General features: G+C 41.1%; 11 protein-coding genes and 1 tRNA gene. 5 read left to right on the top strand and 7 right to left on the bottom strand.

Annotated features, from left to right (window positions below):
- Nucleotides 1–86: 86 nt before the first annotated feature.
- Both M9899_06435 and M9899_06430 read left to right on the top strand, forming a co-directional pair.
- On the top strand, nucleotides 87–1793 hold the full coding sequence (locus M9899_06435; GenBank protein ID MCO5113794.1) for an AMP-binding protein: 1707 nt from the start codon (nucleotides 87–89) through the stop codon (nucleotides 1791–1793).
- Nucleotides 1794–1816: 23 nt separating this feature from the next.
- A complete protein-coding gene (locus tag M9899_06430; GenBank protein ID MCO5113793.1) occupies nucleotides 1817–3205 on the top strand; it encodes a hypothetical protein in 1389 nt (462 codons plus the stop codon).
- On the opposite strand, the gene M9899_06425 is transcribed toward M9899_06430, so the two are convergent.
- Together M9899_06425 and M9899_06420 are read right to left on the bottom strand one after the other, a co-directional pair.
- The gene (locus M9899_06425; GenBank protein ID MCO5113792.1) at nucleotides 3186–3755 is read right to left on the bottom strand and encodes a hypothetical protein; all 570 of its coding nucleotides are present in this window, start codon (nucleotides 3753–3755) and stop codon (nucleotides 3186–3188) included. The two genes, M9899_06430 and M9899_06425, sit on opposite strands and share 20 nt — an antisense overlap.
- Nucleotides 3756–3871: 116 nt before the next feature.
- On the bottom strand, nucleotides 3872–5353 hold the full coding sequence (locus tag M9899_06420) for a leucyl aminopeptidase family protein (GenBank protein MCO5113791.1): 1482 nt from the start codon (nucleotides 5351–5353) through the stop codon (nucleotides 3872–3874).
- A gap of 228 nt (nucleotides 5354–5581) precedes the next feature.
- Between M9899_06420 and M9899_06415 the strand changes: the two genes are divergently transcribed.
- Nucleotides 5582–6478: a hypothetical protein gene (locus M9899_06415; GenBank protein MCO5113790.1), complete on the top strand. Its 897-nt coding sequence runs from the start codon at nucleotides 5582–5584 to the stop codon at nucleotides 6476–6478.
- A 203-nt stretch (nucleotides 6479–6681) separates the two neighbouring features.
- Nucleotides 6682–6757, top strand: a tRNA-His gene (locus tag M9899_06410).
- Nucleotides 6758–7289: 532 nt separating this feature from the next.
- On the opposite strand, the gene M9899_06405 is transcribed toward M9899_06410, so the two are convergent.
- Nucleotides 7290–8192, bottom strand: a complete 903-nt coding sequence (locus M9899_06405) for a LysR family transcriptional regulator (GenBank protein MCO5113789.1) — start codon at nucleotides 8190–8192, stop codon at nucleotides 7290–7292.
- Between the two features lie 110 nt (nucleotides 8193–8302).
- On the opposite strand from M9899_06405, the gene M9899_06400 reads away from it, so the two are divergent.
- Nucleotides 8303–9205 carry a pirin family protein gene (locus M9899_06400; protein ID MCO5113788.1) on the top strand — a complete coding sequence of 301 codons (903 nt, stop codon included), beginning with the start codon at nucleotides 8303–8305 and terminating at the stop codon, nucleotides 9203–9205.
- Nucleotides 9206–9213: 8 nt separating this feature from the next.
- On the opposite strand, the gene M9899_06395 is transcribed toward M9899_06400, so the two are convergent.
- The 4 genes from M9899_06395 to ahpC all read right to left on the bottom strand — a co-directional run bounded on the left by M9899_06395 (nucleotide 9214) and on the right by ahpC (nucleotide 14046).
- Nucleotides 9214–10074, bottom strand: a complete 861-nt coding sequence (locus M9899_06395; GenBank protein MCO5113787.1) for a pirin family protein — start codon at nucleotides 10072–10074, stop codon at nucleotides 9214–9216.
- Nucleotides 10075–10433: 359 nt separating this feature from the next.
- On the bottom strand, nucleotides 10434–11564 hold the full coding sequence (locus M9899_06390) for a polysaccharide deacetylase family protein (GenBank protein MCO5113786.1): 1131 nt from the start codon (nucleotides 11562–11564) through the stop codon (nucleotides 10434–10436).
- 170 nt (nucleotides 11565–11734) lie between these two features.
- Nucleotides 11735–13291, bottom strand: coding sequence for an alkyl hydroperoxide reductase subunit F (ahpF, locus tag M9899_06385; protein ID MCO5113785.1), 1557 nt, complete (start codon nucleotides 13289–13291; stop codon nucleotides 11735–11737).
- A gap of 191 nt (nucleotides 13292–13482) precedes the next feature.
- Nucleotides 13483–14046 carry an alkyl hydroperoxide reductase subunit C gene (ahpC, locus tag M9899_06380; GenBank protein MCO5113784.1) on the bottom strand — a complete coding sequence of 188 codons (564 nt, stop codon included), beginning with the start codon at nucleotides 14044–14046 and terminating at the stop codon, nucleotides 13483–13485.
- Nucleotides 14047–14253: the final 207 nt, after the last annotated feature.

Genomic DNA, 14253 nt, shown 5'->3' with positions numbered 1-14253 from the left:
TTTTATGAACCGCAGTCAGCCTTTTTTTCAAATGGCTGAGCAAACTGCTAAAAATACAAGCAGTAATTGAAGTATGGGGGATACGCATGGAAAAAGTTTGGATCAAGTCATATCCACAAGGTGTAAATACGGAGATCAATGAGAGCGAAATCAAACCTTTAACTCAAGTCATTGCAGAAGCAGTCAGCAATTACAAAGATGAAATTGCATTTCAAAACTTTGGCAGTACGCTTACATTTAATGAACTTGATGAAATGAGTGATCACTTAGCCTCCTTTTTTGTTCACCATATCGGCTTAAAAAAAGGCGATCGTATTGCCATCCAACTCCCCAATCTCCTGCAATATCCCATAGCTCTCATCGCAGCACTTAAAGCGGGGCTGATCATCGTCAACACCAATCCTCTGTACACAGAACGCGAAATGCTTCATCAGTTCACAGACGCAGATGTCAAAGCCCTACTTATCTTTTCGCCCTTTGGTCACCGCTATAATAAAATTGCATCTCAATGCTCGATCAAAACTGTGATCACCACAGAGGTGGGAGATCTTTTAGGTTGGCCTAAGAGCATGATCTATAACTTTGTTCTGAATTTAAAAAACAAAAAAGAATTCAAACAGCAGGGAAAAACACCTCCTGTGAACGCCATTAAAGGCAGTGTTGGGTTTCATGAAGCGCTGAACATTGGTGCCAAAGCTCCAAAAGTCAAAGTGGAGTCTTCTGTCAATGATACGGCCTTCTTGCAATACACTGGTGGAACGACAGGTGTAGCTAAAGGTGCAGAACTCACACACAAAAATATTGCATCCAACATGTTACAGATTTTAGAGTGGAAGAGGCCCTTTATCATTAAAGGCGAAGAGGTGATTTTAACTCCCTTGCCGCTTTACCATATCTTTTCTTTAACAGTGAATTGTTTTGCATTCATGCACTATGGTTGTAAAAATATTCTCATCACCAACCCTAGAGACATCCCTGCCTTTATCAAGTTGATGCAAAAAGAAAAGTACTCGGTGATGACAGGTGTAAACACTCTGTTCAACGCTCTGATGAATCATCCTGACTTTACCAAGATCAATTTCAAACAACTTAAAGTGGCAGTGGCTGGAGGTATGGCCCTACAGAACGCGGTTTGTGAACGTTGGACAAAACTCACAGGCAAACCTATCCTTGAAGGCTTTGGTTTGACAGAAACTTCTCCTGTAGCCAGTTGTAATCCTTTGGACGGCACTCATAAAATTGGCACCATTGGTTTACCTCTTCCTAGCACTGTTATGAAAATTGTAGATGATAACGATGTGGAAGTGGCTCAAGGCGAACGTGGCGAGCTGTGCATTGGTGGTCCACAAGTCATGCGTGGCTACTGGAACAAACCCGAAGAGAACGCCAAGGCCTTTACCAAAGAGGGGCTATTTAAAACTGGTGACATCGCCACCATGGATGAACAAGGATTTTTCAAAATTGTAGATCGTAAAAAGGATATGATTTTAGTTTCAGGTTTTAACGTGTATCCCAATGAAGTGGAAGATGCCCTTGCTGCTCACCCTAAAGTTTTAGAGGTGGCTGCCATTGGAATTCCTAGCGAGAAATCAACCGAAACTGTGAAAGTGTTTATTGTGAAGTCTGACCCCAGTCTCACAGAAGAAGAAATTAAAAGTTTTGCCAAAGAGACACTGACTGGTTACAAACGACCTGAGTTTGTAGAGTTCCGTGATGAACTTCCTAAAACCAACGTAGGTAAAATCTTAAGACGCACTCTTAAAGAAGAGGAAATGAAAAAGAACGCTCAGTAAATCTAAAAACGATTAAGGCTCACATGGAAACAGCAAAAGACTTTATCATCCCGACGATCAAAAAAGCCCATGAGATCAACATGGAAGAAAGCATTTACGGCACCTTCGCAGAGATCGGAGCTGGGCAAGAAGTCGCACGCCACTTCTTTCAAGCAGGACACGCGTCCAACACCGTAGCTAAAGCCATTTCTGCTTATGATATGGTTTTTAGTGATGAGATCTATGGAAAAGAAGAGTCAGGACGTTATGTCTGCCAATCCAGAGTCTTAAAAATGATCACTCATGAGTTTCATCTGCTAAAAACTCGCTTGAAAGACAAACAACATAAGCGTTTTTTTACTTTTGCCAACACTGTGGCCACCAACCGTCGTCATGGCTGGCTGGCTGTGCGCTTTCAAACAGAAGCTGGTGATAAGTTTAACGATGTGGTCTTGCACGTGAACATGAAGGACAACACACGTTTACAACAAGCTGAAGCCCTAGGGCATTTAGGTGTGAATCTTCTGTATGCGTGTTACTATAAGCTTCACTCACCCAAGGACTTTATTGCTTCTTTAACGGATAACATCAGCCACGGCCGTGTGGATATAGATATGATCAGTTTTAACGGTCCTGATTTAGAGCACATTGATAATAGATTGATGTGCCTAGAGCTCTTAGAACAAAAAATGACTTCCGCAGTTGTTTTTGATGAAAACGGAGCAGTGGCCCATGCTGGTGATATCTTTTTTGATCAGGCTGTTTTTGTGCAACGAGGTGCCTTTCGCCCTATTACAAATGTGAATTTACAAATTTCAGAATCAGGCATTGGACAGTTCAAGCAAGATTTTAATCTGCCCACCTCACCTGTTCCTTTTTTTGAAATCACCATGTCTCAACTTTTAGAAGAGAATCAAGCCATTGACCGTAAGGACTTTTTAGATCGTGTGGACTGTCTGGCGCAAATCGGGTGTAAGGTGATCATTTCTGACTTTGTTGAATTTTATCGCCTGAAGCAATACTTAAGACAATGGACAGGACAACCTGTTGCTATGGTCATCGGCGGAAATCAACTGGATTACTTCTTTGATGAAAACCAATGCCTAGATTTAGACGGTGGTATTTTTGAAGGGGCCGCCCAACTTTTTGATCGTAATAGCTGTGTTTATGTTTACCCTTATAAAACCGATGAAATCTGTGCCACCACGCAAAGCTTTTTTCCTAACGCAAAGCTTGTGGGTTTATACGATTATCTGATTCAAAACAAAAAGCTTATTGATTTAGCGGGTTGCGATGAAGTCAGTGCGTCCACCTTATCCTCAGAAGTTCGACGTATGATGACGGAAGGTGATCCCGCATGGGAAAGGTTAGTTCCAGAACAGGTCGTGCATTATATTAAAAAATACAAGCTTTTTAATACTCGCGCTTCTTAAGTGCCGATTTGATTTTGGCACAAGACACATAGGCTTCAAATTTTTTGCGCAGTTGATTTTTGTGCATCACAAATGTGGTGGGTGTCACTTCTAAATTGAACTTCACATCCACAGCTTCCTCGCTAGTCACCACAGGACCTTTAAAACCATGTTGGCGTGCATCCTTAAGAAGCTCTGAAGGCGTGTCATAAAGCCCCAGAGCAATAACCGCCACTTTATTTTTTCTGGCGTAACAAGAGCTTTCCTTAAGAACCTTATGACAAGTGCTACATCCTTTTTGAAAGACCACCCACACTGAGTCCATGTCTTTGTACTGTTCAGGATTAAAAACAGCATCTTCTTGTGTGGCATCTTTTAATCGTACAAAGGCAAACTCTTCTGCCCTCTCAGGTGAGAACGTCGTCTGCGCAGCTTCGGTACCCAAACTGGCCTTAGGCTGTTTTGCCCAAGCTTTAGAAGTCAAAACGACAGCAGATATTTCAAATACGATACCCCAAAGACCTATCAGTAAGATAATTCCTAAGATTTTTTGAAAAACTGACCTTAACATCAGTTGATCTTATCATAAATTCTTATAAGCCCACAAAAAACTAGGCTCAGAAACTAAAAAATGCTTCATTTTGATTTTAAAAATTACAGCTTAAAGAAATAAGAACCCGTTGATTCTTAAGATTGCAGCCAATCGAGCAGCACCAAAACTCCCTGTCCTGATCCCCCTTTTTGTTTAAAAGGACCACGAGCCGAATCAATCCAAGCGTAAATGTCTAAATGTGCCCATTTGGATTTTTTAGGAACAAATTGTTTTAAAAACTGAGCGGCAGTGATGGCACCCCCGTAACCGTCAGTGGCATTCACAAGGTCTGCGACTTCTGATTTTTTAATCTCAGCTTCAGTCCAATAAGGCATAGGCATAGGCCACAGATGATCACCAGTGCGTGCAGAGGCGTCTTGCAGCTCTTGAGACAGTGCGCGGTCATTAGAAAACAGTCCACCCACATAAGACCCCAAACCTGCTTTGATCGCTCCTGTTAAAGTCGCAACATCAATCACCACTTCAGGTGGAGTTTTATCTTTGGCAAGCCAAGCTAGGGCATCTGCAAGAACTAGGCGTCCTTCGGCATCGGTGTTATGAATTTCAACGCTTAGACCATTGCCGCCACGGTACACATCACCTGGTCTGAAGGCATTAGCGTCCACTGAGTTTTCGGCGATGGCAAAAAAGTAATCCACATCATGATCAGGACGATTTTGTAAATGATAAAAAAGCAATCCTGCTACAGCCGCAGAGCCTCCCATGTCTTTTTTCATCAATCGCATAAAGTTAGAAGGTTTAAGATCTAAACCTCCCGTATCAAAGGTGATGCCTTTGCCGACAAAGGCCACTCGACCAGCCTTCTTAGATTTGGTCTTTTGTGATGCAGGTGCGGTGTAAGACACTCGCACTAACGCGGGGGGATTTTCAGCCCCTTTACCCACAGCATCTACCAGTTCGTAGCCTTCACTTTTTAAGTCTTTGCTTTTTACAGTGATCTTAAAATCTTTTTTGCCCTTCACCAAGGTTTGCAAAAGCTGCACATAACTTTGAGGGTTCAATTCGTTAGCGGGCATGTCCACCAAAAAGCGCGCAAAGTTGGTGGCCTCAGCCTTTTGCCATGCCTGATGTGCTGTCTCCACCAAAGCTTTTTTCATATAGATGCTAAAAGTCGGTTTCTTAGTGTTTTTAAAACTGTAAGCTCCAAAAGTGATAGCTTCAGTAACACCTGTGACAATGTCATGAGCATGTTTTGAATTTTCATCAACAACTAAGTAAGCTTTATCACACTTGCCATGCAGAGCTTGTCCCACTTGGTTGCGAACATAGACCCTTAAGCTATCACAAAGCTGCCCATATAGACTTTCTTCTTTATCAAAGTTTAAAATGACGACCAACACTTGCGTGTCCCTGTTTTTAAAACATCTGCAACTTTCTTTTTCATCTTTAAAGATTTCAAGCTGCCACTTTTCCAGTAAATTTTTAGATATAACTGAGAGTTGTTTATAATCCTCTGCAACAATCAAAAAGCATGAGGGCTTTTCCCTTAGGGATTTGCACTCTAACGCCTTTACAACGACTCGGGCTTCGTTCTCCCATTTGTCTAGTAAATACATAACTCTCCTTGATTTTGGTCCTAAGACTTCCGATGTGATTTAAAACTAGGTCACATTAAGGTTTACAAAAAAAAACCTTAAAAGTGAAATGATATTAACTGCTTACTAAATAAGCGTTCTTTCATAAAAAATATTTATACAAATGAAAAGCTTAATCTGCTGGTCACCTAGACCTAACGCGTTGCTCAATCAAGGAATGGGGCAATTATAAGGAAGGGAGCCAAAAATATGCTTAAGGCATTCATTATCTTATCAATAGGGTTATTCACCACTTCATTTCATCATGCACACACATCAGATTGCTTTCCGAAAAACGACCTGTCGTTTCCTGCAGACCAAAAATCTTCAGGTGGAATCACCAAGGCAGAGTTTGATCAAGTGCTAGATGAATTTGAAGCTGTTATGAACTTAGAAGTCAGCCGTGTGGACGCGGCTCGCTTAGTGGTTGAACGTAAATGGGAAACCGCTGACGTCAATGCGATGGCGTATCAGTCTGGCATTTATCGTTACATTGTCATGTACGGTGGTCTTGCGCGTCACCCTGATGTGACTGTCGATGCGTTTCGTCTCGTCGCCTGTCATGAGTTAGGACATCACCTTGGTGGTGCACCTAAAAAAGCAGGCGGATTTTGGGGTGGAGCCGCTTGGGCTAGCAACGAAGGACAAGCCGATTACTACGCCAGCCTGAAGTGCTTCCGAAGACTTTTGATCGAAGGACAAAAGCTTAATCTTGCTGTAGCTGGTCCTAATCTTTCTAATTATCCTGCTAGTGAACTGAATATGGCCAAAGCCGAATGCGCCAAAAGCTTCACAAATAGCGATGATCAAGAGATCTGCTTAAGAGCCACTATGGGTGGATACGCCATTGGACGCATGTTTAACTCTTTTGGGTCAGCATCTAAGCCCATCAGTTTATCCACACCTAATCCTAATGTGGTTTCAAGAACTAACGACAATCACCCAGAGTCTCAGTGCAGAACAGACACGTACTTCCAAGGTGCTATCTGTGATGTCTCTTATAGAAATGACGTCAGCAATAATGATGAACGCTATGGAACTTGCAACAAAAAAGACAATCACCCTCGTGGATTACGACCTCTTTGCTGGTTTAGACCCTCAGCTTAATATTTTCGATCAATTTAGATTTACCCTTTAGGGCCTCTTATACAAAGAGGCCCTTTTTTTATGCGCTCAGCTTTGCCCTAATTTTAGGCACGATCTAGGTTTAGGCTTGGCTTTTCTGAGTTTCGTTCTTATATTCCCCACTTCTGGTTAAAAACTCTTGATTTCATTACGAAATCAGTAGATTTTGAAACCTGTCTTTTGTGGCGGCCGTAGCTCAGTTGGTAGAGCCCCGGATTGTGATTCCGGTTGTCGCGGGTTCAAGCCCCGTCGGTCGCCCCAGTTTATGTCTCAACTTTACTCAAAATTCCATCTAAGTAACAAATGTAAAATGAATAACTAGCCCGTGTTTATGATTTTCAGCTAGCTAGTTTGATCGAGGCATATGCGCATCCAATATTTCAAGTCAGATTACGATCACGGCAGGCAAAATAAAGATATACTGCAGCTTGGAAAGCTGCGCTTTAAAGTGATCTTTTTCAAATTCAAATAACGCGGGGTTCATATAGAAAATCAGATAGCCTAAAAGAAAAAACACGACAGAAGCTACAATAAAATTCTTATATTTGTTCATAAGTTAATATAAATGATGAAATCAGAAGTGAAATCAGTATGGTGATGTTAGATCAGATGCGACAGGCACCGAATCGATTCGGAGGTAAGGAACGCTTCGCTCAGCACCTTCGCCAGCAAAAGGAATACATCAGACGCTATGACAACCTTAACTCCCTTTGTAAATCACACCCTGAAAACAAAATAGAAGTCATAGATCGTTGTCAAAAACTGATGGCGAGCTTTTAAGTTTTACCTTTTGTCACACACTCAATCTTGCTTTGATCTTCTCTCCTGCTAAATCTATAAAAGCCTTAAGCTTTGGCGATACAAATCTGTGAGCAGGATAAATAAAGCTCACTTCACGGGCTTCAGACTTCCAGTCAGGTAAAACTCTTTGTAGGATTTTTTTATCTGTCTCTTTATCACAAATAAAAGTCGGCAAAAGGGCCACCCCTTTCCCACTCATTGCCAATTCCTTAATGGCACCCAACTCATTGATGATAAATTTTTTGTTCATCTTTACACTGACACGACTTTTACTGGAACTGACAAAATCCCAACTGTCTTTGCCCACACTTGTGAATTGCAAACAGGTATGTTGCAACAGATCCTTCGGGTGTACGATCTTAGGGTGCGCTTTTAAATACTTGGGGCTTGCAAACGGCGCAAAGTAACTGACACCCAATTTTTTAAACTTAAACGTAGAGTCAACAAGCTTGCCAGTCCGAATGGCTAAATCAATGTTTTCTGAAATCAAATCCACTGGGTCATCTGTGGCCAAAAGCTCAAAATTCACTTTGGGATAAGTCTCTACATACTCAGCAATCACTTCTGGCAAAATATGACTGGCCACCAGTGGTGGAGCTGTCACCTTTAAAGTTCCTGTGGGCTCACCTTGCGTAAGACTGGCTTGATCCTGAGCCTCCAAAAGTCCTTCGATATGTTTTAATGAATTCACATAAAACTCTTCACCCACCTGCGTAAGATTTAATTTTCGCGTGGTCCTGTGAATCAATGTCACACCTAATCTTTTTTCTAAACTAGAGACCTTTGAACTGACCGTGGAATTGGGCATCTCTAACATTTGTGCAGCTTTATTAAAACTGCCCGCTTGAATGACTTTCACAAACACAAGTATTTCATTTAAATCCATGATGTCCATTATACATCACATTGAATAAAGAAAACACATAATGCAGACTAATAATTTAATTTTTTAAATACTAAATTTAAGTTTTAAATTTTATACTTTTACAAAAGCGAGGTGTTTTTATGAGTCAAGAAAATATCATTATCAGTGGTCGCAAGCGTGATCTTGGTGGATTTATGGTAGCTAGAACTATTCCTAGCGCTGAACGTCGCCATGTAGGACCTTTTGTTTTTTTGGATCACATGGGGCCACTTAAAATCACTGAAACCGCCATGCTTGATGTTCGCCCTCATCCCCACATTGGTCTTTCAACTGTGACCTACCTATTTTCTGGTCGAGGCCATCATCGTGACAGTCTAGGTTATTCACAAGTCATCTCTCCTGGCGACATCAATTGGATGACTGCAGGACGTGGCATTGTTCATTCAGAAAGAACCCCTGACGAGGACAAATTCCCTAATCCTAGCGCACCCATTCACGGCATTCAGGTCTGGGTGGCTTTGCCTGTAGAACACGAAGACACCGACCCTAATTTTACACATTATCCAAAGTCGCAAATTCCCGACATCGAATTCACCGAAGGTCTGAATGGAAAACTAATGATTGGAACTTATCAAGAAGAGGGGTACACGCTGACTTCTCCTGTAAAAACTTACTCTCCTACATTTTTTGCGGAAATGAAATCCACTCAAGACTTAAATCACAAATTGAGCCTTGCCGAAGAAGAGATTGGAATTTTTCTAGTAGAGGGACAAGCTACGATCAATGACCATAAGCTTGAAATGGATGATTTGATCATTGTCAGTGATCCTAAAAACATTTCATTAGAATTGGGTAAAGGGACCACTTTGATCCTCATTGGGGGGACCGCTTTTAAAGAGCCGCGCTACATTTGGTGGAACTTAGTTTCTTCTAGCAAAGAAAAAATTCAGCAAGCAGCAAAACGTTGGGAAAAACAAGAAATGGGTAAAGTCGAGGGCGAAATAGATTATATTCCGCTCCCCGACATTCCGTTTCCTGCTTAGTGAAGTCTTTAGGCTTTCACCAGCTGACCCATCTTCCCGTCTTGGTAGTCCATGAACGCTTGATAAATTTCTTTTTGAGTGCTCATGACAAATGGACCATAACCGATGACGGGTTCATTTAAAGGCTCTCCTCCTAAAAATAAAATTTTAGAATCTTGAAGTGCCTCAAAACTAAAGCGATCACCTTCGGTTTCCAAAAGTGCCAAAGTCGCATCTTCAACTTCTTTGTCACCAATACGGATTTTTCCACTCAATACAAAGATTGAGGCCGTATGACCTTGAGGTACAGTAAAAGTATTTTTGCTACCCTCACTGACTTTGATGTCCCACAGATTTATGGGAGAAAAAGTTTGAGCTGGACCTTGTTGCTCCCGAAAATTCCCAGCAATGACTCTTAAGCTTCCACCATCAATATCCACCGCAGGTATTTGCTTTGCAGTGATGCCTTGGTATCGAGGGGTTGTCATTTTGTCTTTGCGTGGAAGATTCACCCAAAGCTGGATCATTTCAAACAGTCCTCCAGTTTTAGAAAAATTCTCACCGTGCATCTCTTCATGCACAACGCCTGACGCCGCAGTCATCCACTGCACATCACCTCTGCTGATCACACCGCCGCCTCCTGCGGAATCACGATGCTCCACTTCACCAGAGTAAACAATAGTGACTGTTTCAAAACCACGATGAGGGTGCTCTCCGACACCTTTTCTATGAGCTGATGGAGGAAACTCAGCTGGACCTGCATAGTCCATCAACAAAAATGGTGACATCTCTTTTGCCAAATCATTGTAAGTGAATATTGATCTGACAGGAAACCCATCCCCCACCCAGTGAGGAGTTTCGCTTCTTTGTGTGACTAGAACCTTTTTCATAATCACGACCTCCTGTAGATTGGCTTAAGACCATTCCTAAGCACAAGATCATATTAACAGAGTCTTCGGTCTTTTATAATACTGTATAATCTGAACTTACTATTCAATACATTGAATAATCATATCTAGATCTAACCTGCTCTTGATAGTCTTTGCTTAACGAACCATAGCTTTCTTTAAGAAATGCAAAGAGGGACCTCCGAGTCGCTCCATGAAGTAAAAATAAAGGAAGACAAAACACAAGTTTATAGAATCCTGAAAGAATTAAAAAAAGAACCACAAAAGGTAGAGTGACTAAATCCTTAATTACGGGACTTTTCTCTGTATCATTCTCATCTGTTACCATTCGATATACTCCGTTAGATTTCAAGAGTTCCTAGTGAAGGAACAAATTTGATCTCTTCAGAATCTTCGTCATGAGCTTCTGGTGGACAAAGTTGGTGTTGGAGAATGTCTAGCTCTTTAGCATTAAGCTCCCCAGTGTGATTGACTGTAGATGTTCTGTGTAAAATTGCTGGCATCGCATTAGAACTCATCTTTTTAAAATTTCCTGCTTGATATGCATTCAAAGTCGAACTTGATTTCTTTTCCACAAAACTTAAAAGATCTTGATAAGTACCACAAACCACTTCTGGTAAATTACAAACAGTTTGTGCAAATCTTTGCATAGCATTCCAATAGATACCACCGTTCCATAAAGAGAAGTGATGGCCAATATCGATAGGAGCACGGTTACCAAGATAGTTATTTTTAAAATAATTCATGTATGTTTCAAAAACTTCATCTTCCCAGGCTTGGAAGTTTTTGGAATTACCTTTCACACCACCTGATTGAGCCACATATAAATTATAATCCATTGAAGCCGTACTTTTTCCTGAGCGGCTCAACTTAATACCAGCCAACGCAAACTCCCATAGTCCTTCAGAGTTTTTCACTGGCCACTGATCCATACGTTTAATTTTACTTGTGTCGTATTTATAACCCGAACTTTTAAGAGCTTTAAACATATTGGCATTATGACCTAATTGAGGTGCCCTAAAACCAAAGTTAGGATTTGAGTAGGCATAATCCCAAAGCTTAAGGTTTTTAACCCCACCATAGTTAGGGGCTTCAAACATAAAGAGCTGGAACTGAGCTAATTCATTAAGCCAATCTGTTAAAGACCATTTACCCCCATCAAAATGCCCATTAGCGTGGCCTGCCATCTCATGACCTTGGGCAATGGCCTTTTCCATCCAAGAGTTTCTAGCTTTAATATCTGCTGCTGTTCCACCAAAACCAATAGCCGATTTTCCTGCACCCAATTTAGGGGCGACATAGGTCCGCTTATTCCCATTGTCAATAAAGTAGACAGAGCTGACAAAATACGTAAATTTCACGTCATTTCTGGCGGCAAAATCTAAGGTGCTCTTCCACATTTCAGTAGACTTAGAACCATCAAAGGCTAAGCTCACATACTGGGGGTGGACGTTCAACTTGGGCTGTAGCATAGGCAGGTAATAATAATAGAAAAAGTATTAAATGTTTCATGGGTAGACCTCTACTTCTTAATTTTTAGTCATTAAGTGCAGTTTATATGCCAATCCATATAATATCGCTAAGTCCAGGTTTTGCGAAAAACGGAGGTCTTTTCTTGCTGTAAAGCCATGTACCAAATGAATTACTGATACATTCTGTCTTCAAATGCCGCTAATGCCGCCTTAGCTCCCTCTCCCATTGAAATGATGATCTGTTTATATGGAGTGGTTGTCACATCACCTGCGGCATATATCCCCTTTTCTGAAGTGCGGCCTTTTTCGTCTGTGGGGATCTCGCCAAAAGTTGTCAGTTCTAAGGTGCCTTTTAAAAATTGGCTATTAGGAACAAGACCAATCTGCACGAAAACTCCATCTAACTCCTGAGTGATCACCTCTTTAGAATCCGTCTTTTCATATTTTAATGCCGTCACTTTTTGACCATCCCCTAAAACAGCTAAGGTCTTGGCCTGAGTAACCACTTTTACATTAGGTAAAGCCTTCAGTTTATCTACCAAAATTTGATCTGCCTTAAGATTTTCATTATATTCAAAAACAGTAACATCTTTGACAATTCCAGCTAGATCAATAGCGGCTTCCACTCCTGAATTTCCACCACCAATCACTGCCACAGATTTACCTTTATAATAGGGCCCATCACAGTGAGGACAAAACGCGACCCCGCGGCCAATGTATTCCTTTTCACCTTCCACACCTAGTTCGCGCCACTTAGCACCTGTTGCAATGATCACCGAATCTGCACTGAGAGTTTCACCACTTTCTAGTTCAATATGTTTGGGCTTTGAGCCTTTAGTGATGGACTTCACCCGTCGATGTTCTAAGACCTGAACAGGATAACTGGTCACATGCTCATGTAACTTTGCCGCTAACTGTGGGCCTTCGGTGTACACTACAGAAATTAAATTTTCTATACCTTTGGTCTCTTGAACCTGTCCACCCATCTTTTCAGTGATAAGGGCCGTGGATAAACCTTTTCTCACACTATAGATCGCCGCAGACACCCCAGCAGGTCCTCCACCGACAACCACCACATCAAAGTGTCCTAGATGTTCATCTACTGGTTTCACTTCAATGCTTTCATCAATCCCAAAAGTCTCTTCTAACTTTTGAACCAGATCTAAGAGTTGGATTCGACCAGAATGAATGAGTTTTTGATTTGCCACAAGACTGGGAACACCTTGGATTCCTAATGTTTGGATATCTTGCTGGACATAACCACCGTCAATAATTTCGTGAGTGAAACTTCCATGAATTAACACAATCTGATTTAAACTCTGAACCACATCAGGACAATTTTCGCAGGTTAAAGAGATATAGGTTTGCAGATGTATATTTTTTTTGAGGCGTCGGATTCTTTGCGCCAAGACGTCATCAGGCATTTTACCTTTACCATCGGCATTTAAAATTCCCACAATCAAAGTAGTGAACTCATGACCACTGGGAAGAGCTTTAAAAATAATCCCCGTTGCAACAGACTTTCTATAGATTTCAAACTTTGGGAATGAAGAAACCTGTCCAGAAGGTCTTGCCACAATCAAAGGAGAGGTCGATGCCACGTCACCAAGTATTTCTAACAAATCCTTCTGATCCTCATGAGCAGACTCGTCATAGACCAGATCCACTTGATCTTCTAACTTTTCAAAAACAGTCTTTAGTTGTTCTAAAATAGAGGTATCTAACATTTTAAAGCTCCTTTATCTTTACATAGACGTCACCAACAAACCATTTAGAATCATGGCTTTCAGAAGGCAGTCTTGTTTTAAGGGGATTGCATCTCGGCTTTGTTCTTCACTTTGTAAAGCAACACATTTCACTAAGAAATCTTAAGGAAAACCTGCGCTTTAAAAGTAAGCGCAGGTACTGTAACGTAGAATTAAATTTTTCCTACTAAGTCTAAACCTGGTTTTAATGTTTTAGCTCCTGGTTGCCATTTTGCAGGGCAAACTTCGCCAGGATTAGTCGCGATAAATTGTGCGGCTTGTACTTTACGCAAAAGTTCATCAGCATTTCTACCAATCCCATTATCGTGCATTTCTGCAACTTTAATCTTACCTTCTGGGTTCACAACAAATGTTCCACGGTAAGCCAAACCTTCTTCTTCGATGTACACACCAAAAGCTCTTGAAAGAGCACCCGTAGGATCAGCTAGCATGGGATACTTGATCTTTTTGATCGTTTCAGAAGCATCATGCCACGCTTTGTGTGTAAAGTGAGTGTCTGTACTTACACCATAAACTTCAACACCAATTTCTTTAAAGGCCGCGTACTTATCAGCCATGTCACCTAACTCTGTAGGGCAAACAAATGTAAAGTCAGCAGGATAAAAGAAAAATATAGACCATTTTCCTTTTAGGTCTTTATCCGTCACTGTTACAAAGTCATTGTTATGATAGGCTTGTACTTTGAACTCTGGAATTTGTGAGTTGATCATTGTCATTTTACGCTCCTTATTATTGTCGTTTATAATACTTACTCATTGAGTATTTTATTTTTCTTAATTTAAAAACTAATTAAAATATGCTTCTTATTCTTATAGCTTTTTTATAACCTAACTTCCAAGCTTTGTCTTACATTTCTGTCCCCCTACGCAGCTATGACAATCAGGGTCAGCAAGCTTAAGCACAATTTCAAGAAAGCTCGTTAC

The organism is Pseudobdellovibrionaceae bacterium (genome assembly GCA_023954155.1).
GTDB lineage: Bacteria > Bdellovibrionota > Bdellovibrionia > Bdellovibrionales > UBA1609 > JAMLIO01.
Note: the sequence above shows the minus strand (reverse complement) of the source record. Positions and strands in the feature narration are given on the sequence as shown.

Excerpts from the sequence above, each read along its gene's own strand:
- M9899_06395 (MCO5113787.1), bottom strand. The coding sequence starts at position 10,074 with ATGAAAAAGGTTCTAGTCACACAAAGAAGCGAAACTCCTCACTGGGTG.
- M9899_06390 (MCO5113786.1), bottom strand. The coding sequence starts at position 11,564 with ATGCTACAGCCCAAGTTGAACGTCCACCCCCAGTATGTGAGCTTAGCC.
- M9899_06425 (MCO5113792.1), bottom strand. The coding sequence starts at position 3,755 with ATGTTAAGGTCAGTTTTTCAAAAAATCTTAGGAATTATCTTACTGATA.
- M9899_06420 (MCO5113791.1), bottom strand. The coding sequence starts at position 5,353 with ATGTATTTACTAGACAAATGGGAGAACGAAGCCCGAGTCGTTGTAAAG.
- ahpF (MCO5113785.1), bottom strand. The coding sequence starts at position 13,291 with ATGTTAGATACCTCTATTTTAGAACAACTAAAGACTGTTTTTGAAAAG.
- M9899_06405 (MCO5113789.1), bottom strand. The coding sequence starts at position 8,192 with ATGGACATCATGGATTTAAATGAAATACTTGTGTTTGTGAAAGTCATT.
- M9899_06430 (MCO5113793.1), top strand. The coding sequence starts at position 1,817 with ATGGAAACAGCAAAAGACTTTATCATCCCGACGATCAAAAAAGCCCAT.
- M9899_06415 (MCO5113790.1), top strand. The coding sequence starts at position 5,582 with ATGCTTAAGGCATTCATTATCTTATCAATAGGGTTATTCACCACTTCA.
- ahpC (MCO5113784.1), bottom strand. The coding sequence starts at position 14,046 with ATGACAATGATCAACTCACAAATTCCAGAGTTCAAAGTACAAGCCTAT.
- M9899_06400 (MCO5113788.1), top strand. The coding sequence starts at position 8,303 with ATGAGTCAAGAAAATATCATTATCAGTGGTCGCAAGCGTGATCTTGGT.
- M9899_06435 (MCO5113794.1), top strand. The coding sequence starts at position 87 with ATGGAAAAAGTTTGGATCAAGTCATATCCACAAGGTGTAAATACGGAG.